Annotated in this window: 18 protein-coding genes and 2 tRNA genes; 11 read left to right on the top strand and 9 right to left on the bottom strand. The window is 61.2% G+C overall.

The features are described from left to right. Nucleotides 1-7: 7 nt before the first annotated feature. On the top strand, nucleotides 8-1,915 hold the full coding sequence (pknB, locus tag ACIQH5_RS14380; RefSeq protein ID WP_400404443.1) for a Stk1 family PASTA domain-containing Ser/Thr kinase: 1,908 nt from the start codon (nucleotides 8-10) through the stop codon (nucleotides 1,913-1,915). Nucleotides 1,916-1,934: 19 nt separating this feature from the next. Here the strand turns inward: pknB and ACIQH5_RS14375 are convergent, their stop codons facing one another. Genes ACIQH5_RS14375 through ACIQH5_RS14365 form a run of 3 tightly spaced genes read right to left on the bottom strand, consistent with a single transcriptional unit; the run spans nucleotide 1,935 to nucleotide 3,574 of the window. Continuing rightward, a complete protein-coding gene (locus tag ACIQH5_RS14375) occupies nucleotides 1,935-2,576 on the bottom strand; it encodes an aminodeoxychorismate/anthranilate synthase component II (RefSeq protein ID WP_400404440.1) in 642 nt (213 codons plus the stop codon). Beyond that, nucleotides 2,573-2,743 carry a hypothetical protein gene (locus ACIQH5_RS14370; RefSeq protein ID WP_197412919.1) on the bottom strand — a complete coding sequence of 57 codons (171 nt, stop codon included), beginning with the start codon at nucleotides 2,741-2,743 and terminating at the stop codon, nucleotides 2,573-2,575. The genes ACIQH5_RS14375 and ACIQH5_RS14370 overlap by 4 nt, the downstream gene beginning before the upstream one ends. 3 nt (nucleotides 2,744-2,746) lie before the next feature. After that, nucleotides 2,747-3,574 (bottom strand): class E sortase, encoded by an 828-nt coding sequence (locus tag ACIQH5_RS14365; protein ID WP_400404437.1) that lies wholly within the window; start codon nucleotides 3,572-3,574, stop codon nucleotides 2,747-2,749. A 157-nt stretch (nucleotides 3,575-3,731) separates the two neighbouring features. On the opposite strand from ACIQH5_RS14365, the gene ACIQH5_RS14360 reads away from it, so the two are divergent. The 7 genes from ACIQH5_RS14360 (at nucleotide 3,732) to ACIQH5_RS14330 (ending at nucleotide 8,539) form a co-directional block, all read left to right on the top strand. Then, a complete protein-coding gene (locus ACIQH5_RS14360) occupies nucleotides 3,732-3,986 on the top strand; it encodes a cell division protein CrgA (protein ID WP_062072252.1) in 255 nt (84 codons plus the stop codon). Between the two features lie 45 nt (nucleotides 3,987-4,031). Further along, complete coding sequence (locus ACIQH5_RS14355) at nucleotides 4,032-4,541, top strand: methylated-DNA--[protein]-cysteine S-methyltransferase (protein WP_400404434.1); 510 nt, start codon at nucleotides 4,032-4,034, stop codon at nucleotides 4,539-4,541. Beyond that, nucleotides 4,541-5,071 carry an RNA polymerase sigma factor gene (locus ACIQH5_RS14350; protein ID WP_400404431.1) on the top strand — a complete coding sequence of 177 codons (531 nt, stop codon included), beginning with the start codon at nucleotides 4,541-4,543 and terminating at the stop codon, nucleotides 5,069-5,071. The genes ACIQH5_RS14355 and ACIQH5_RS14350 overlap by 1 nt, the downstream gene beginning before the upstream one ends. After that, a complete protein-coding gene (locus tag ACIQH5_RS14345) occupies nucleotides 5,068-5,697 on the top strand; it encodes a methylated-DNA--[protein]-cysteine S-methyltransferase (protein ID WP_400404429.1) in 630 nt (209 codons plus the stop codon). The genes ACIQH5_RS14350 and ACIQH5_RS14345 overlap by 4 nt, the downstream gene beginning before the upstream one ends. Further along, a complete protein-coding gene (locus ACIQH5_RS14340; protein WP_400404427.1) occupies nucleotides 5,694-6,410 on the top strand; it encodes an alpha-ketoglutarate-dependent dioxygenase AlkB family protein in 717 nt (238 codons plus the stop codon). Before ACIQH5_RS14345 ends, ACIQH5_RS14340 begins: the two co-directional genes overlap by 4 nt. Before the next feature lie 120 nt (nucleotides 6,411-6,530). Continuing rightward, nucleotides 6,531-7,130, top strand: coding sequence for a DNA-3-methyladenine glycosylase I (locus ACIQH5_RS14335; RefSeq protein WP_400404425.1), 600 nt, complete (start codon nucleotides 6,531-6,533; stop codon nucleotides 7,128-7,130). Nucleotides 7,131-7,918: 788 nt separating this feature from the next. After that, on the top strand, nucleotides 7,919-8,539 hold the full coding sequence (locus ACIQH5_RS14330; protein ID WP_400404422.1) for a GyrI-like domain-containing protein: 621 nt from the start codon (nucleotides 7,919-7,921) through the stop codon (nucleotides 8,537-8,539). Nucleotides 8,540-8,615: 76 nt separating this feature from the next. Here the strand turns inward: ACIQH5_RS14330 and ACIQH5_RS14325 are convergent, their stop codons facing one another. Both ACIQH5_RS14325 and ACIQH5_RS14320 read right to left on the bottom strand, forming a co-directional pair. Next, the gene (locus ACIQH5_RS14325) at nucleotides 8,616-9,473 is read right to left on the bottom strand and encodes a rhomboid family intramembrane serine protease (RefSeq protein ID WP_400404419.1); all 858 of its coding nucleotides are present in this window, start codon (nucleotides 9,471-9,473) and stop codon (nucleotides 8,616-8,618) included. Nucleotides 9,474-9,494: 21 nt separating this feature from the next. Next, nucleotides 9,495-10,037, bottom strand: a complete 543-nt coding sequence (locus ACIQH5_RS14320; protein ID WP_011772794.1) for a peptidylprolyl isomerase — start codon at nucleotides 10,035-10,037, stop codon at nucleotides 9,495-9,497. A 154-nt stretch (nucleotides 10,038-10,191) separates the two neighbouring features. On the opposite strand from ACIQH5_RS14320, the gene ACIQH5_RS14315 reads away from it, so the two are divergent. Continuing rightward, a complete protein-coding gene (locus ACIQH5_RS14315; protein WP_400404415.1) occupies nucleotides 10,192-11,163 on the top strand; it encodes a hypothetical protein in 972 nt (323 codons plus the stop codon). Nucleotides 11,164-11,307: 144 nt separating this feature from the next. Beyond that, nucleotides 11,308-12,183 (top strand): glycosyltransferase, encoded by an 876-nt coding sequence (locus ACIQH5_RS14310; protein WP_400404410.1) that lies wholly within the window; start codon nucleotides 11,308-11,310, stop codon nucleotides 12,181-12,183. Between the two features lie 18 nt (nucleotides 12,184-12,201). On the opposite strand, the gene ACIQH5_RS14305 is transcribed toward ACIQH5_RS14310, so the two are convergent. Beyond that, nucleotides 12,202-13,110, bottom strand: coding sequence for a DMT family transporter (locus ACIQH5_RS14305; RefSeq protein WP_400404407.1), 909 nt, complete (start codon nucleotides 13,108-13,110; stop codon nucleotides 12,202-12,204). Between the two features lie 118 nt (nucleotides 13,111-13,228). Here ACIQH5_RS14305 and ACIQH5_RS14300 point away from each other — a divergent pair, with 118 nt between their 5' ends. Then, a complete protein-coding gene (locus ACIQH5_RS14300; protein ID WP_400404404.1) occupies nucleotides 13,229-15,223 on the top strand; it encodes a beta-N-acetylglucosaminidase domain-containing protein in 1,995 nt (664 codons plus the stop codon). Between the two features lie 101 nt (nucleotides 15,224-15,324). Here ACIQH5_RS14300 and ACIQH5_RS14295 read toward each other — a convergent pair. From ACIQH5_RS14295 to ACIQH5_RS14285, 3 genes are all read right to left on the bottom strand, one after another. After that, nucleotides 15,325-15,400: transfer RNA gene (locus tag ACIQH5_RS14295), tRNA-Ala, on the bottom strand. A gap of 70 nt (nucleotides 15,401-15,470) precedes the next feature. Continuing rightward, a complete protein-coding gene (locus ACIQH5_RS14290; protein ID WP_217639245.1) occupies nucleotides 15,471-15,590 on the bottom strand; it encodes a DLW-39 family protein in 120 nt (39 codons plus the stop codon). 48 nt (nucleotides 15,591-15,638) lie between these two features. Beyond that, nucleotides 15,639-15,712: transfer RNA gene (locus tag ACIQH5_RS14285), tRNA-Ile, on the bottom strand. Nucleotides 15,713-15,784 lie beyond the last annotated feature (72 nt).

Raw genomic sequence — 15,784 nt, 5'->3', positions numbered from 1 at the left:
AGCCGCCATGTCTACGTCACGTCCAGGTCCTGCGCACCGAGAGGAGAGCACCCCCGTGTCCTCCCAGCGCATCCTCAATTCCCGCTATGAACTTGGCGAGTTGATCGGTCGTGGCGGTATGGCGGACGTTTACCGAGGAACAGACACCCTGCTGGGGCGGACCATCGCCGTGAAGGTGCTGCGCGCCGACCTCGCACGCGATCCCCAGTTCCAGGCCCGTTTCAAACGTGAGGCCCAGGCCGTGGCGGCGTTGAACCACCCGTCCATCGTGGCCATCTTCGATACCGGGGAATACTCGGTTCCGGGAGGCCCCGGCGAAGATGTGCGTGTCCCGTACATCGTCATGGAGTACGTGGCCGGCCGCACCCTGCGCGACATGATCAAAGCCAATGAGCTTGGCGTTGAGGACTCCGTCGGCTTCACCTTGGGTGTCCTGGGTGCTCTCGAATACAGCCACCGTGCAGGCATCGTCCACCGCGACATCAAGCCGGCAAACGTGATGGTCTGCGCCGACACCGGGGATGTGAAGGTCATGGACTTCGGCATCGCGCGAGCCATGGCCGATTCTGCCGCCACAATGACCCAAACGCAGGCAGTGGTGGGCACCGCCCAGTATCTTTCCCCGGAACAGGCCCGTGGCGAAACGGTGGATGCGCGTAGTGACCTCTACTCTGCCGGTTGCCTGCTCTTCGAACTGCTGACCAGCAGGCCTCCGTTCATCGGCGATAGCCCTGTATCGGTGGCCTATCAGCACGTCCGTGAGATCCCGGACCTTCCCAGCGCCCACAACCCGGAGGTCTCCGAGGCACTGGATTCCGTCCTGGTAAAGGCGCTGCAGAAGAGCCGCACTGATCGTTTCCAGGACGCGGCAGCCTTCCGCCGTGCCTTGCGGGCAGCAAGCAACGGTATCCCCGTGGCCGCAGTGGCAGCCAGCGAGGCTCCCACAGACCCCAACGACCTCGTGGATCCTGAGGACCCGGCAACAGAGCTCTTGAGCACCACGGCCGTGGGCTTCCTCGATGCCGAGCAGTTCAAAGACGAGCCTGTTGATCCGCCCCAGGAGGAACCTCTTCCCTTGGGCCTCCCACCGGAACGTGAGCTGCCCGCGAGCCAGAAGTCCCGCCGTCGTGCCTGGGTTGCCACGTTGGTGATCTTCACCATCCTGATACTGGCCGGTGGCGGTTTCTGGCTCTATAGCCTCATGAACATGCAACCGCCGCCCCCGGCGAAAGTAGCCGTGCCGGTAGTGACCAACATGTCTGAATCGCAGGCCATCCAGGAACTGTACTCAGCCAAACTGAAGCCCAAATCGGTCCGTGAGCCCAGCGACACCGTGGCCAAGGACATGACCATCGGGACATCGCCGATTGCCGGGGCTTTGTTGGAACAAGATGCTGAAGTCATCCTGAAGATCTCCGGTGGCCCCAGCTCGGTGACCATCCCGGCGGACATCGTGGGGCGCACTGAACCGGACGCACGGGAAGCTTTGCGGCGGCTGGGCATCACCGGCGAAATCGTGACTACCCTGACCCACAGTCCCACCGTCCCAGCGAACGTAGTGATCGCCACGGCACCGGCACCCGGCGGAGCGATCGCTGTGGAGTCCAAAGTGGAGTTGCAGGTTTCCACCGGCAAGGTCCTCATGCCCCAGCTGATCGCGCTGCCGGTGGCTGAAGCGGAAGCCGCGCTCAAGGCCAACGGCCTCACCATCTCGATTGTGGAGCAGGAAAACTCACAGGTGGCGGCGGGGACAGTCACGGCTCAGAGCGACGCCTTCAACACCGAGGTGGCCCAGGGCAAGGTGGTCACTGTCACGGTGGCCAAGGCCCCGGCCCCACCACCCACACCTACCCCGACACCGACTCCCACGGAAACCGAGAAGCCGACGCCGAAACCGACGGCAACCAAGAAGTAAGGCGCCAGCCGCGCCTCAGCTACTGCTTGATCAGCGGGCTCAGCTTTGAGGCGCGTTCGGCCGCCCCGGTCATGCCGAGGGACTCCAACCAGTTGCCCAGCATCTGATATCCGCCTTCTGTGAGCACCGATTCCGGGTGGAATTGGACGCCGCAAAGAGGTGCGGTCTTGTGCTGCAGGCCCATCACCACTCCGTTGGTGGTTTCTGCGGTGATTTCCAGAACGTCGGGGATGGACTCCCGAACCGCGGCCAGGGAGTGGTAGCGCGTGGCCGTGACGGGCGACGGGAGACCGGCAAAGACACTCTTGCCCTCGTGCTGGACGGGCGACGTCTTGCCGTGCATGAGCTCCGGTGCGTGGGTCACCACGCCGCCATAGGCTTCGGCCAGGGCCTGATGTCCCAGGCAGACTCCGAACATGGGCTTGGCGGCCTCGCCACACCATTTGATGAGCTCTATGCAGACGCCGGCCTCGGCCGGCGTGCCCGGGCCGGGGGAGACCAGCACGCCGTCGCGGCTTGCTGCCAGCTCTATGGCCTCGGCAAGCGTCACGTCGTCGTTGCGGACAACCGTCGTCTCGGCGCCAAGTTCCTGGAGGTATCCCACCAGCGTGTAGACGAAGCTGTCGTAGTTATCCACTACAAGGATTTTTGTTGTGCTCATGGCTGCTGCACTGAACCAATCGTTGAGTCGGTCAAAGTGGTGAATTGGGAAAACCACGGGAAAAGGAACTCGACCATCAGCACCAGGGCTACGCCCACCAGTACCAGGGTGGTCAGGATCCGCACCCACAGGGGTCCCGGAAGATGACGGAAAATCCACGCGTACATTCGTTACCCCTTTCCGTGTGCCCGGGCTACTTGGGCGGCGATTTCCGACGGCGGCCCGGCTGAGGCAGGTTGCCAACTATCCAGCATTGAGTACGCGATGATGCGTTCCTGTGCCCCGAAGCGCGGGTTGCAACTGGTCATAGTGAGGATACTTTCGGTGGGCTGGACTCCCGCTTCGGTGGGAACGGGCATCAGGACGTCCGTGCGGTCCGGGAGCACAATCTGGTTGTTTCGGAAGACGTAGGTGTAGTAGCCATCTGCCGTCTGGATATAAATCTTGTCCCCGGGCACCAGGGTGTGGATGTTGTCCAGTACTGCGCCGTGGGTTTGGCGGTGGCCGGCCACCGCGAAGTTGCCCGGGGCGCCAGGCATGCTGGTGCTTCCATAGTGGCCCAGTCCCAGCGTGTCCAGAACGTCCGAGCCGGTGCCTTCGATGATGGGCCGTGTGTAGTCCGGGCCGAAGCGGGGAATGTACATGATCCCGATCATTCCCGCGTAGGCGGGAGCCGGCGTCACCACGGGAGGACCATAGTCCACGGGGGCGGCAGGAGCCGCGGGGGTGACGGGGCCGGAGAATTCCTGCGCGAAGCTCTTGACCGCTTCAGTTTGCTTGGCATCTGCTTCCACGTTGGTCCACCACAGTTCCCAACCAACAAAGAGGAGCAGGACGATCCCTGCTGTAATGAGCAGTTCGCCCAGGACCTGGCTGATTTTGCGGATGACGTCAGAGGCCCGTAGTCGCTTGCGCGGGCGCAGTTCCTGCCCCTGGCCGGCGGACGGCATGGCTGAAGCCGCCGTCTGCTGCTGATGCGCCACAGGGTCTCCTTGCATAGGGCGCGGGCGGCACAGGCGGACCCCCGGTTGCGGCTAGACTTGACAGCTAGAACCAACCCGGAACGCCGTGTGGCCGTTAACCGCTGGAAATTTCCTTCCTGCAGGATATCAAGGCTGGCGCGAACGGGTCTTAACCGAACAGCCAGGAGGATCCGTGCCCGAGTCCAAGCCCCGCAAGCGGCCTGCCCGTCAGGCCCAGCAGACTTCCGCAGCACAGCAGTACAAGCCCAACCCGGTGTGGTACAAAGCTGTCATGTTCGGCTTGATGATCCTCGGCCTGATCTGGATCATCACCTTCTACATCACTGAAGGCCAGTTCCCGGTCCGCGAGTGGGCCTCGTGGAACATCGTGGCAGGCTTTGGTATCGCGATTGTCGGCTTCCTCATGACCACCCGCTGGCGCTCCTAGGGAAAACCCACCTCACATTTCCGTGCCCGTGAACGTCTACAAGATATGAGCATCCGGCACACCACCATGGATTCCCCGTTGGGGCAGTTGACGCTGACTGCCCGCGGGGAATTTTTGACGGGAATCTTCTACGAAGGTCACTGGCATATGCCTCCAGCGGACTACTTCGGAGTCCCCGTGGGACTCCAGGACCCGGTTTTTGCTGTGACCCGGGTTGAACTCGATGAGTATTTGGGTGGCCACCGCACTGATTTCGATGTCCCGTTCGAGGCACTCGGGAACCCCTTCCAAGAGAAGGTCTGGTCGCGACTCCAAACCATTCCTTTTGGGGAAACCGTCAGCTACGGCGAGCTGGCCGCAGAGCTGGGCGATCCCCACCTTGCCCAAGCCGTAGGCTCAGCCGTTGGAAGAAACCCCATCAGCATCATCATCCCGTGCCACCGTGTGGTGGGTCGCAAGGGCCAGCTGACCGGGTACGCGGGTGGTCTCCACAACAAACGCTTCCTGCTGGAGCTGGAAGAACCGGCCACTGTGCGGGAAGGCAAGCTTTTCTGATGGAGCCAGAGCAGGCGGCAACCAAGAAGCCTTTCGAGGCTGTAGTCCAGGAGCAGGGCGCCACGGTGCTCCGGGTTTGCCGTGCTGTCCTCGGCGTACACGATGCCGAGGACGCTTGGTCCGATACCTTCCTGGCGGCCCTCCAGGCGTATCCGGACCTCCCTCCGGAGGCGAACGTGCAGGCGTGGCTGGTCACCATTGCACACCACAAGTGCATCGACCATCTACGGGCCGGGAGCCGTCGTGCCCTCCCGGTGGACTCTCCGCCGGAACAGCCTTCACGCCTTGGCATTCCCGGTGATGGACACGCGGAACTGCTGGGCGCCGTCATGGGCCTTCCACCCAAGCAGCGCCAGGCCATCGCCTACCACTACCTCGCAGGTCTTCCTTATAAAGATGTCGCGGCGCTCCTGGGAGGCACACCCGAGGCCGCCCGACGCGCGGGTGCCGACGGCGTTAAATCACTCCGCAACGCCCTTGCTGATCTTCCTGCGCTGGCGCATTCACTTTCGAAAGGAGAACTCCGATGACACTTGAAGCAAGCCCTGAGCACTCAGAGGTCGCATCGCTCCTTGAGCCCCTCGATGTTGGTCTCGAGCCCACGCTTGCCAGCCTCCATGCCCGGCTGGCCCTTGACGCACAACTTATCCACACCTTGGACATCGCGTACCGGATAGTGGACTCCCCGGTGGGAAAGCTCCTCCTCGCCGCCACGGACCGTGGAATCATCCGCGTTGCCTTCGAACTGGAGGACCACGGGGATGTCCTGCAGCTTCTGGCCAACACTGTCAGTCCACGGATCCTTCAGGCCCCGGCACGCCTGGATGATGCTGCACGGCAGCTCGAGGAGTACTTCGCCGGCACCAGGAGGGAGTTTGATCTCACCCTTGATTTCCGCCTGTCCCGCGGGTTCCGTTTGAACGTGCTGCAGCACCTGCCCCGCATCGCTTACGGCCGCACGGAAAGCTACGCGGAAGTTGCCTTGGCCGCCGGCAGTCCCAATGCGGTACGTGCCGTGGGGACCGCCTGTGCCACCAACCCATTGCCCGTGATTGTGCCCTGCCACCGAGTAGTGAAGTCCGACGGCAGCTTTGGCGGCTACCTTGGCGGAAGTGATGCAAAACGGGCATTGCTCACCCTTGAGGCAGCGGCATGAGCGAGGACGCCCTCTTTCCGCTGGAGCTGGTTCAGCCGGAGAACCACGACGCCGGCCCTCGCTTGATTGCCCCCGGCGCCGTTCATGTTCCTGGCTGGCTGACCTTGGAGCAGCAGCAGTGGATAGTGAACCGCTTCGGCGAGTGGACGCACGGACCTGTTCCCTTGCGGGCCGCCACGCTTCCCGGTGGGCACCAAATGTCCGTTCGTACCGTGTGCCTCGGTTGGCACTGGCAGCCGTATCACTACTCAAGGGAAGCCACCGACGTCAACGGCCGGCCCGTTTTGGATTTCCCTGACTGGATGGTCCGCTTGGGAAGGAAGGCCGTTGCGGCTGCCTATTCGTCCGGTGTTGAGGTTGATGAGTCATTGAGCGCCTCGGCCGCTGACTACACGCCCGACGCCGCACTGGTGAACTTCTACGGCGATGGCGCTGCAATGGGCATGCATCAGGACAAGGACGAGCGCTCAAGTGCCCCTGTGGTGTCCCTCAGCATCGGCGAGACGTGCATCTTCCGTTTCGGGAACACCAAGACCCGTACCAAGCCGTACACGGACGTAGAACTCCGCTCCGGAGACCTCTTCGTCTTTGGTGGGCCGTCCCGGTTCGCCTATCACGGCATCCCCAAGGTTCTCCCTGGAACGGCACCGAGGGATTGCGGCCTGTCACATGGACGGATCAACATCACCATGCGGGTCACTGGACTAACGTGACGCGGACTCCCCGCCTCTCAACGTAGAAGGGGGCCAGAATGTCACAGGCACCGGGCAGAATATCCCCAGAAGCCAAAAATTTGCCGAGGCTCTTCGAGCTTCGGCCGCAGAGGAGCGTTCATGAGTCCGGATAACGGCATCATCATCGGAGAAGATGGGCTTGCCCGGCCCCTGTGGGCAGCTTCGGACGCACTCATGCAGGCTTACTACGATCACGAGTGGGGCATGCCCGTCCGGGATGAGCAGGACATGTACGAACGCATCAGTCTCGAAGCATTCCAAGCCGGCCTGTCCTGGGCCACCATCCTGCGGAAGCGGGACTCGTTCCGGAAGGCCTTCCTGGATTTCCATCCGGAGAGCGTTGCCGCCTTCACGGAGGCCGACGTCGAACGGCTCATGCTGGACGCCGGGATCGTACGCAACCGTCTCAAGATCCGAGCGGCCATCACCAATGCCAAGGCCACCATCGCACTCCGTGATGAGGGCGGCCTGGTGGACTTCGTCTGGTCCTTCCAGCCTGCAAGCACCCCGGAGCCCCGCACGTTTGCCGACATCCCCACTACCTCGCCGGAGTCGGTCGCCCTGTCCAAGGCGCTCCGCAAGAAGGGTTTCGCTTTCGTCGGGCCCACCACCATGTACGCCTTGATGGAAGCAATCGGAATCATTGACACACATCTGGTGGACAGCCACCGCCGTGGAACATCGGGCGTGTGGATCTGAGGAGGGCTTTGGCCCTGGAGTAGGTGGTCAGCGAAAAGACCGTCAACTCTTCCGCAGATACCACCGATCCTTGTCCACAGAAGTGGGGAACTTTATCCACAGGCGTGGATAAAGTCTGTGGACATCAACGTATTAACGCCCCGAATCGCCGTGTTGCTGCCGTTTTTGGAACGGATACACCCAGTGGTGACTTATACCCACTGTGTACAGCGCTGTGGATAGTGCCCCAAGCTTCACCATATGTTCAACATCCTGGGATTGCCGGATTTGCCAAAGTTCCCTCCGGCGGACTTCCAAGCGCACTCCGCCACGGCCCACACACTTGCTAGCGTCGCCTGGAGATCACGGCTAGTTACCCACTTAACAACAGCCCCCTACCCACAAGTTATCCACAACTGGGGACAACTTGTGGGTTTCAATTCTGAAATCGCCGCGATGCAGGGCTGTATGGACCAAAAGAGTCCGTGAACTACACGGCTGTAAGTTATTAACATTGTTGATAAGCCTGTTGATAGACAGCCCTCCATGGCGTAATTAACAGGCTTATCCACAGAAGTCCCTTAATGACCCGGATTGTCCACATATTCGACCCCCTCGGGGACAAAGTTATCCACAGTTGTGGAGAAATTCATGCCTTTCGGGGGATATCTACCGCTTTGACGGGTCCAACGGCGGGATGTGGGTCTAACTACACGGATGTAAGTTACACACAGTGTGGATAACGCTTGTGGATAACCAGTCCAGTGCCTCCTGCGGACCACTATTCCCAGAGGGCGTACCGTGGTGCCATGAAGAGCGACTTCAAGAAGCAGATCCAGACGTACAGTGCCAAGCGCGGCGTTTTTTCTGTGGTGACGGTACCCCGGCTCAAGTTCCTGATGATCGACGGTCACGGGGACCCCAACATCTCGCAGGCCTATAAGGACGCGTTGACCACGCTCTACCCCGTCGCCTACAAGCTGAAATTCTTCAGCAAAACGGAACTGGGACAGGATTACGGCGTCATGCCATTGGAAGGGCTGTGGTGGTCGGATGACATGGAGTCCTTCACCAAGTCCAGGGACAAGTCACGCTGGGACTGGACGCTCATGAACATGGTTCCTGACTGGATCACCCATGAGCACTTTGACGCTGCGCGTCACACCGTCGCCAAAAAGGGCGAGGCACCGGCATTGGAGGCACTCCGTCTGGAGTCGTTGGAGGAGGGGCTGAGCGTGCAGACACTCCATGTGGGTCCGTATGACGACGAAGGACCCGTGCTTGATGAGATGCACAACGCTTTCATTCCGTCACAGGCATTGACCATGACCGGCAGGCACCACGAGATCTATCTTGGGGATCCTCGGCGCACGGCACCGGAAAAGCTCAGGACCATCCTGCGGCAGCCGGTCACGCCGGAGGCAGGCTAGAAAGGCGACGAGCCCAACGCCACGGTCACAGGGGCGCAGGGGAGAGCAGCAGCGTTGTGGCCAGGGATTTCACTCATCATCCAGCGGTGACGCGGAACCACGTGACCACTGCAAGCAGGCCGGCTACCAGAACGAGTCCTCCGGTTTGGAGAAGAGCCTGATTCTTGCCCTTGGGAGCGTAGGCAATCGCGGCAGCAGCGAGTCCACCAGTGATCAGGCCGCCCAGGTGTGCTTGCCAGGCAATGCTGGGGACAAAGAAGCCGATCGCGCCGTTGATGGCGATGAGAACCCAGAGTTGTTTGGTTTCTCCGCCCCTGTGCCTCTGCACCACCAGCATGGCGCCAAAGAGGCCGAAGATGGCGCCGGAAGCACCCACCACGCCCACTGCGGGAACTGTGGTGGGAGTGAGGGCAAGGAAGCCCACAGATCCGCCGATTGCGGACATCAGATACACCGCCAGGAAGCGGATGCGCCCAAGCAAAGGCTCAAGGGCCTGTCCAAATATCCATAGCGTGTACATGTTCAGCACAATGTGGAGCAGGAAACCCTGTGAGTGCAAGAACGCCGCCGTGACCATGCGCCATGGCTCACTGACGGCAAAGATATTGGCGAAAGCAAAATTCTCGAAGACCGCGTCACCTGGCACGATCCACTGAAGGACATAAACCAGAGCACACAGGCCAATGATCACGTACGTCACCAAAGGCCGGCCCACGGCCAGGGCTCCGCCATACGGGGAGCGGTACGTCGGCGTCGTACGTTTTTGTTCGTTGACACAGTCAACGCACTGGAATCCGACGGCGGCCGTCCGCTGGCATTCGGGGCACGCAGGGCGCCCACAGCGCTGGCACCGCACATAGGAGGGCCTGTCCGGGTGCCTTGGGCACACCGGAATATCAGCGGACGGCTCGGCCGACGGAATTCCGTAACTCATGAGCTCTGGTTCAGCCTGTGGCTAGAGCTGTTCGATGTCGATGCTGTTGATGACAACGTCTTCAACCGGGCGGTCGCCCATGCCGGTGCGGACAGACTCAATAGCGTCAACAACCTTGCGGGATTCCTCGTCCGTGACCTCGCCGAAGATGCTGTGCTTGCCGAACAGCCAGTCGGTGTTCACGGTGGTGATGAAGAACTGTGACCCGTTGGTGCCCTTGCCCATCTGGATGCCGGCGTTGGCCATAGCAAGCTTGTACGGAGCGTTGAAGGTCAGTTCCGGGTGGATTTCGTCGTCGAACTGGTAGCCCGGGCCACCCACGCCGCGTCCCAGGGGATCGCCTGCCTGGATCATGAAGTCTTTGATGATCCGGTGGAAGATGGTGCCGTTGTAAAGGGGGGTGCCGGTCTTGTCTTCGCCGGTTTCCGGGTGGTTCCAGGACTTTTCGCCCGTAGCCAGGCCAACAAAGTTGGCGACCGTCTTGGGGGCGTGGTTGCCGAAGAGGTCAACCTTGATGTCGCCGAGGCTTGTGTGGATCGTTGCTTTTGCGGTTGCGATGGTCATGGCCCCATTCTTCCATGCAGGGTCAACGCCGGGACGGCTGTAAAGCCGGTTCCGCGCTCGGTGAAATCCGGGACCAACTCGGACGGATGAATAGCCGGTGTTCAACAAGCGACGTAGGCTAGCAACAAACCAGCATGTGTATCGGGAGGTAGTTGTGAAGAAATCAGACCGTATTGCCCGCGACATCGAACAATCCGTTGCGGATGGTGTGGAAAACGCCCGCGACTGGGCAGCACCCCGCGTGGAGGCTGCCGTGAACTGGGCTGTTCCGCGTATCCAGCACGGCATTGACAGCGCTTCCCCCAAGATCCAAGAGGGACTCAAGTCCGCTGCGCACAACCTCGCCGACGGCGTTGCAGTGGTCACTCCGCGGATTCAGGATGGGTTGGCGCACCTTGCGCCGAAGATTCATGACGTAGTGGAAGACGCGACACCCAAGATCCAGGAGACCCTCAACCGGGCCACTCCGGCGCTCGGCCACGCACGGGACAAAGTGGTGGACGAGTACCTCCCTAAGCTGTCCGAGCAGTTGGGACAGGCCTCGGTTGCCGTCCATCACGCCCTTGAGAACGCTCCTGCACAGGTGGACGCCGTAGCGCAGAAGCTGGTTGATTCGGGCGTTGTCCACAGCGTTCAGGAGCAGGCCCAGGCCACCGGGAAGCAGATCAAGGCAGTTGCCGATCAAGCCGGCAAGGCTGTTTCCACCAAGCTGGTCAAGGAGCCGAAGCCCAAGAAGCGTGGATGGTTGATCGTCACGGTCATTGCTGCCGCTGCCGCTGCCGGCGTCGCTGCTTGGAAGGCCTCCAGGCCGGTGGAAGATCCGTGGAAGACGCCTTCTCCAGTGACGCCGACTCCCGCTCCAGTTCCGGCAACGGCTTCAACTCCGGCTCCGACGGCGGCCTCCGCGCCCGCTCCGGCAGCAGTTTCTGATACCAAGGCAACGGATATCACTCCGGAGGAGGCCGCTGCTGAGGCCGAGCAGGCAACCAAAGATGCCTTCAAGAACGTTGAGGCTTCCACGGAGAAGGTGGCAACCGACGCCAAGACTGCCGTCAAGAACATCGCAGCCAGCCTGCACAAGGACACCGATGGCAAGGACTCCGACGCCAAAGGTGCACAGAACTAACTTCTGACCTGCGGCCCCGAACAGGGGCAGGCAAAGTCAATCATTTGAAGGGATCCCGGCGAAGGCCGGGGTCCCTTCAGTGTTTGCCGGCTTGTAACCAAAGCCTCCATCGCATGCCCCGGCCCGGGTGTTAGATTTGAGGTGATGTCAGCCGATAGACCCTTCGCGGGTTCCCTCCAGGATGCTCCGGAACCCCCCGGCGTATCCATCGTCATCCCGGCGTATAACGAGGAAAGCGTCATTCGCCAGTGCCTCATCGCGGCCATCTACCAGTCGGTTCCCGCTGAAGAGATCATTGTGGTGGATAACCTGTCCACGGACCGCACGGCCAGGATCGTGCGTCAGATGCAGCAGGAATACCCTGAAAGCCCCATCATCCTCCTGCGTCAGGACGGCGCACAGGGTCTTATTCCTACGCGCAACCACGGGCTGAATAACGCCACAGGAGATGTGGTGGGCCGCATCGACGCTGACTCAGTCCTTGAACCGGATTGGGTGGAACAGGTCCAAAAGGCCTTCATGGACCCGTCCGTAGCGGCTGCCACCGGTCCAGTGGTCTACTACGACATGCCTATGCGCCGGTTCGGGCTCAAGGCTGACGACAAGATGCGTCAGCTCATGCTCCGTTTGGCCAAGCATCAGTATCATTTCCTCTTCGGCTCCAACATGGCCCTCCGCCGCTCGGCATGGGAAACCATCCGTGATGAAGCGTGCCTGGACCCCAAGGACGAGATGCACGAGGACATTGATCTTTCACTGCACCTGTTTGAGCACGATCTCAAAGTGCAGTATCTTCCCCAGATGGTGTCCGGCATGTCTGCACGGCGGCTTGAGGACTCACCCAGGGACTACCGTTACTACGTCCAACGTTTCGATCGGACGTACAAGGCCCACAATGTTAAGAAGATGGCTTTGAAGGCGCCTATGGTGGTGTTCTTCTCGGTGTATTTCCCCGCGAAGTTGCTGCGTGCCATCCACACGGCCAACTCCACCCAGGGCGCGCGCCGCGGCGGTGTGTAAACGCCCGACGGCGGCACCTTAGTCTGTGCCCAGTTCGGCTTCGCGTCGGTCTGCTTCCGGGCGACCACGACGCTGACCGCCTACGACCACGGCCAGCCCCACAAGGATCAGCGCCAACCCGGCGTAAGTACCGGCGGGCAGAGTTTCGTTCAGGAAGAGGGCCGCCAGCAGAGCGGCTCCCGGAATCTCCAGCAGGATGATCATGGAGACCAGCAACGGGCTCATTGTGGCCAGTAGATGATTAAAGGCCGTATGGCCTACCAACTGCGCACACACGGTGATGGCAATAATGCCAAGCCAACCGCCGGCGTCGAACCCTGAGAGCGGCTGGGCGGTGAACAACGCCATCCCGGCCACAATCAGCGCACACATGCCGTAGCAGAGCGTGGTGTACGTTCCCGTCCCCATGGATTGCCTCGCTTTGCCACCGGCCAGTGTGTAGAGGCCGGCCAGGGCGCCGCCGGCAAGTGCCAAGAGGTCGCCCAGGAGCGCTTCCGGGGATGAACCCATGTCGAACCCGGTGATGGCCACAACGCCACCAAAAGCCGTGCCCAGCCCCACGAGGACCGGCCACTTGTGCCGGGTACCCCGGAACATCTGGAACACCGCGATCCACCCCGACTGCAGGCACACCAACGCAGTGGCCGCAGCCACTGACGTCAGCTGAAGTGCAGTGATGAAGCAAGCGAAGTGGAAGGCCAGTGCCACTGCGGCCACAGCGGACCAGCCAAATTCCCGCCGCGAGATCCTCCCGAACGCCTTCGGTTCCCGAATGATGACAGGGCCAGCCATCACCACAGCACCAATCGCGTTGCGCCAGAACGCTATAGCCAGCGCGGTCACCGAGGTGGCACCCAGCGTTCCGGCAATGAGCGGGCCGGAGGAGGCAACACCCAAAACCCCGAGGGCAGCAATGAGAAGGTTCACGGATCAACCCTAGTGGGGCAGGGCGGGTGCTTCTGCCCCTATCTGATGCGCGGACAGTGTGATTGTCTTGACACAACATCCAGAGAGCCGGTGACGGCATAGCCAAGGGGTTACCTGATTGAACACAGCACCCATCGCTTCCGGTGCCAAGAAGCGGCGGTCTGCCCTGTTGCTGGTGGCAGCAGGAGCACTCACAGCCGTCTTGGTGGTCACAGGGTGGTTTGCTGTTTCACGCGGCCAGCCTGACGGGCGTGATGGCGGGGTGGCTGGAGTACCAAGCATCTTCCCTGTGCCGCAGCATACCCGAGCCGCTACCGGAGGGCCGGTGCCTCTCAACGGCCATGTTTACGTGGTCGCTCCCGTGGGGACAGACCAGGCTTCGATCGCCGGCCTTCAGGACTTGGTGGCAGCCGCTGGAGGAACCTCCGAGATCGTGACGGCCATGTCCAACCCGCGCGAGGGAGCCTCGGCCGTCTACGTGGGGACTGGCGCCACGGCAGCGCCAGCCCTCAAGGCACTGCAGTTGGACAGCGACGCAGAGATGCGCGACGCACTGGGACGTGCCGAAGGTTACGCATTGGCTACCGGTCGTGCTGACGGGATTCCGACGGCGGTACTCGCCGGCCGCGACAACGACGGCGTTTTCCATGCAGTCCAGACACTTCGCCAAATCCTCAAGAACGGTTCCGCCGCCGCGGTACAGATCAGCGACTGGCCCCTGATCGAAACCCGCGGCGTCATCGAGGGCTTCTACGGCACGCCGTGGTCCCATCAGGCCCGCTTGGACGTCATCGAGTTCGCCGGCCGGCAAAAAATGAATACCTACATCTACTCGCCAAAGGACGATCCCCTGCTGAGGGAAAAATGGCGGGCCCTCTACACGAATCAGGAACTTGGAGATCTGCGGGAGCTTATCGACGCCGCATCCGCCAACCACGTCCGTTTCACCTACGCGCTCTCCCCTGGAATCGACGTTTGCTATTCGCGCGAGGCTGATCTTGAGGACGCCGTAGCCAAACTTGAATCGCTGTACTCGCTTGGCGTTAGGTCATTCGTGATTCCGTTGGACGACATAGCAACCAAAGTCCAGTGCGCCGAAGACCTCCGGGAGTTCGGTTCGGGGCAAGCCAACCTGGCCAAGGCGCAGGCGGCTTTCCTCAATGAGGTGAACGAAAGGTTCATCGTGGCCAAGGATGGAATCTCGCCCCTTCAAACCGTCCCTACCTTCTACAACGGCTCCGACAGCACACCCTACAAGCGGGAACTTGGCCAAACGCTGAACCCTGGCATCGTCGTTCAGTGGACCGGGGAAGATGTTGTGTCGCACCGGATAACTTTGGAGTCAGCGCAAACTGCAGCGGTTACTTACGGAAGCCCTGGGTCCCCGCGCAACATCGTTATCTGGGACAACTATCCGGTCAACGACTTCTCCCAGGACCACCTCTTCATGGCTCCGGTGATCGGAAGGGATGCTGATCTTTACGAGTCGATCCGCGGCGTGGTCACCAACCCCATGATCGAGCCGTATCTCTCCCTGCCGGCCATCTTCAACTACGCCGACCTCGCGTGGAACGGTCCAGCCTATGATCCCTCCAAATCCATGGATGCCGCCTTGTCCTTGATTGCTGGTTCCGACACCGAAGTACAGGCTGCGGTGAGGGCGTTCGCAGACCTCAACCAGGACTGGCAAGATGATGACCTCACGCCGTCCGCTCCGGAGCTGCGGCGCGATATAGATCAGTTCTGGTCGGATTACGACGCCGGCAGGTCGCCATCCGGAGCCCTGAAAGCGCGCGCTGAGCTGCTGCAAAGGCTGCCCGAACTCCTACCCCGAATGGCAGTGCCGGGTTTCGCAGAAGACGCAACCCACTGGGTGGCAGCGGCTGCCCACTACGGACGCGGCATGGAGGAGGCCTTAGTGATGCTGGAGGCTAGGAAGCGTGGTGACACTCAGGCTGTCACGGAGGCCCGCATCATCATCCAGGACGCTCTGAAGGCAGCAGCGGCGAAGACACAACCCACCTTGGAGCTTGGAGTCGTGACGCCGGTGTTGGGGGACGGCGAGCTGACATCGTTCCTGGAACGGGCGCTTCAGGAGGCATCACCCAACTAGGTCACAGATCAGGGCTAGTGAGCACTCAGCTTGCCCTGATCTGTGACTTGCTTTGACTTAAATGCGAAAGTCCCGGCCGTCTCTGACCGGGACTTTTCTTATGGTGGAGGCACGGGGACTCGAACCCCGAACCCCCTGCTTGCAAAGCAGGTGCGCTACCAATTGCGCCATGCCCCCATAAGAAGCAACCCGTCAATCATACCCCATGTCAGGACTGGTATTTACCAATCCGCACCGGGCTCTTCGGCTAGTCCACCGTATCGGTTGACTTGCTCCAGACATCCTTCCGGGCTTCGGATTCCTGCGCCTTTTTATAGACCAGGACGCCTGCGATTGCAGCTGCCACAACTACCAGCAACTTCTTCACAAGCACCTCATTCCGGTTCAGTTTTACCTGAACCTCTTTGTGGTTCCGTGGGCGTACCAGGACTTGAACCTGGGACCTCTTCGTTATCAGCGAAGCGCTCTAACCGCCTGAGCTATACGCCCCGATGCCTCATCGGGCCGAGATATGACTGTACAGCACATCCCGGCCCGATCTCAAATCGAGGCATTTCCCCG

Origin of the sequence: Paenarthrobacter sp. NPDC091711 (genome assembly GCF_044756605.1) — a bacterium.
Classification (GTDB): Bacteria; Actinomycetota; Actinomycetes; order Actinomycetales; family Micrococcaceae; genus Arthrobacter.
The sequence above is the reverse complement of the archived record's forward strand: the minus strand, read 5'-3'. Positions and strand labels throughout refer to the sequence as shown.

Coding starts and splice junctions, on each gene's coding strand:
- pknB (WP_400404443.1), top strand. CDS start 8: ATGTCTACGTCACGTCCAGGTCCTGCGCACCGAGAGGAGAGCACCCCC.
- ACIQH5_RS14375 (WP_400404440.1), bottom strand. CDS start 2,576: ATGAGCACAACAAAAATCCTTGTAGTGGATAACTACGACAGCTTCGTC.
- ACIQH5_RS14370 (WP_197412919.1), bottom strand. CDS start 2,743: ATGTACGCGTGGATTTTCCGTCATCTTCCGGGACCCCTGTGGGTGCGG.
- ACIQH5_RS14365 (WP_400404437.1), bottom strand. CDS start 3,574: ATGCAAGGAGACCCTGTGGCGCATCAGCAGCAGACGGCGGCTTCAGCC.
- ACIQH5_RS14355 (WP_400404434.1), top strand. CDS start 4,032: ATGAGCATCCGGCACACCACCATGGATTCCCCGTTGGGGCAGTTGACG.
- ACIQH5_RS14350 (WP_400404431.1), top strand. CDS start 4,541: ATGGAGCCAGAGCAGGCGGCAACCAAGAAGCCTTTCGAGGCTGTAGTC.
- ACIQH5_RS14345 (WP_400404429.1), top strand. CDS start 5,068: ATGACACTTGAAGCAAGCCCTGAGCACTCAGAGGTCGCATCGCTCCTT.
- ACIQH5_RS14340 (WP_400404427.1), top strand. CDS start 5,694: ATGAGCGAGGACGCCCTCTTTCCGCTGGAGCTGGTTCAGCCGGAGAAC.
- ACIQH5_RS14335 (WP_400404425.1), top strand. CDS start 6,531: ATGAGTCCGGATAACGGCATCATCATCGGAGAAGATGGGCTTGCCCGG.
- ACIQH5_RS14330 (WP_400404422.1), top strand. CDS start 7,919: ATGAAGAGCGACTTCAAGAAGCAGATCCAGACGTACAGTGCCAAGCGC.
- ACIQH5_RS14325 (WP_400404419.1), bottom strand. CDS start 9,473: ATGAGTTACGGAATTCCGTCGGCCGAGCCGTCCGCTGATATTCCGGTG.
- ACIQH5_RS14320 (WP_011772794.1), bottom strand. CDS start 10,037: ATGACCATCGCAACCGCAAAAGCAACGATCCACACAAGCCTCGGCGAC.
- ACIQH5_RS14310 (WP_400404410.1), top strand. CDS start 11,308: ATGTCAGCCGATAGACCCTTCGCGGGTTCCCTCCAGGATGCTCCGGAA.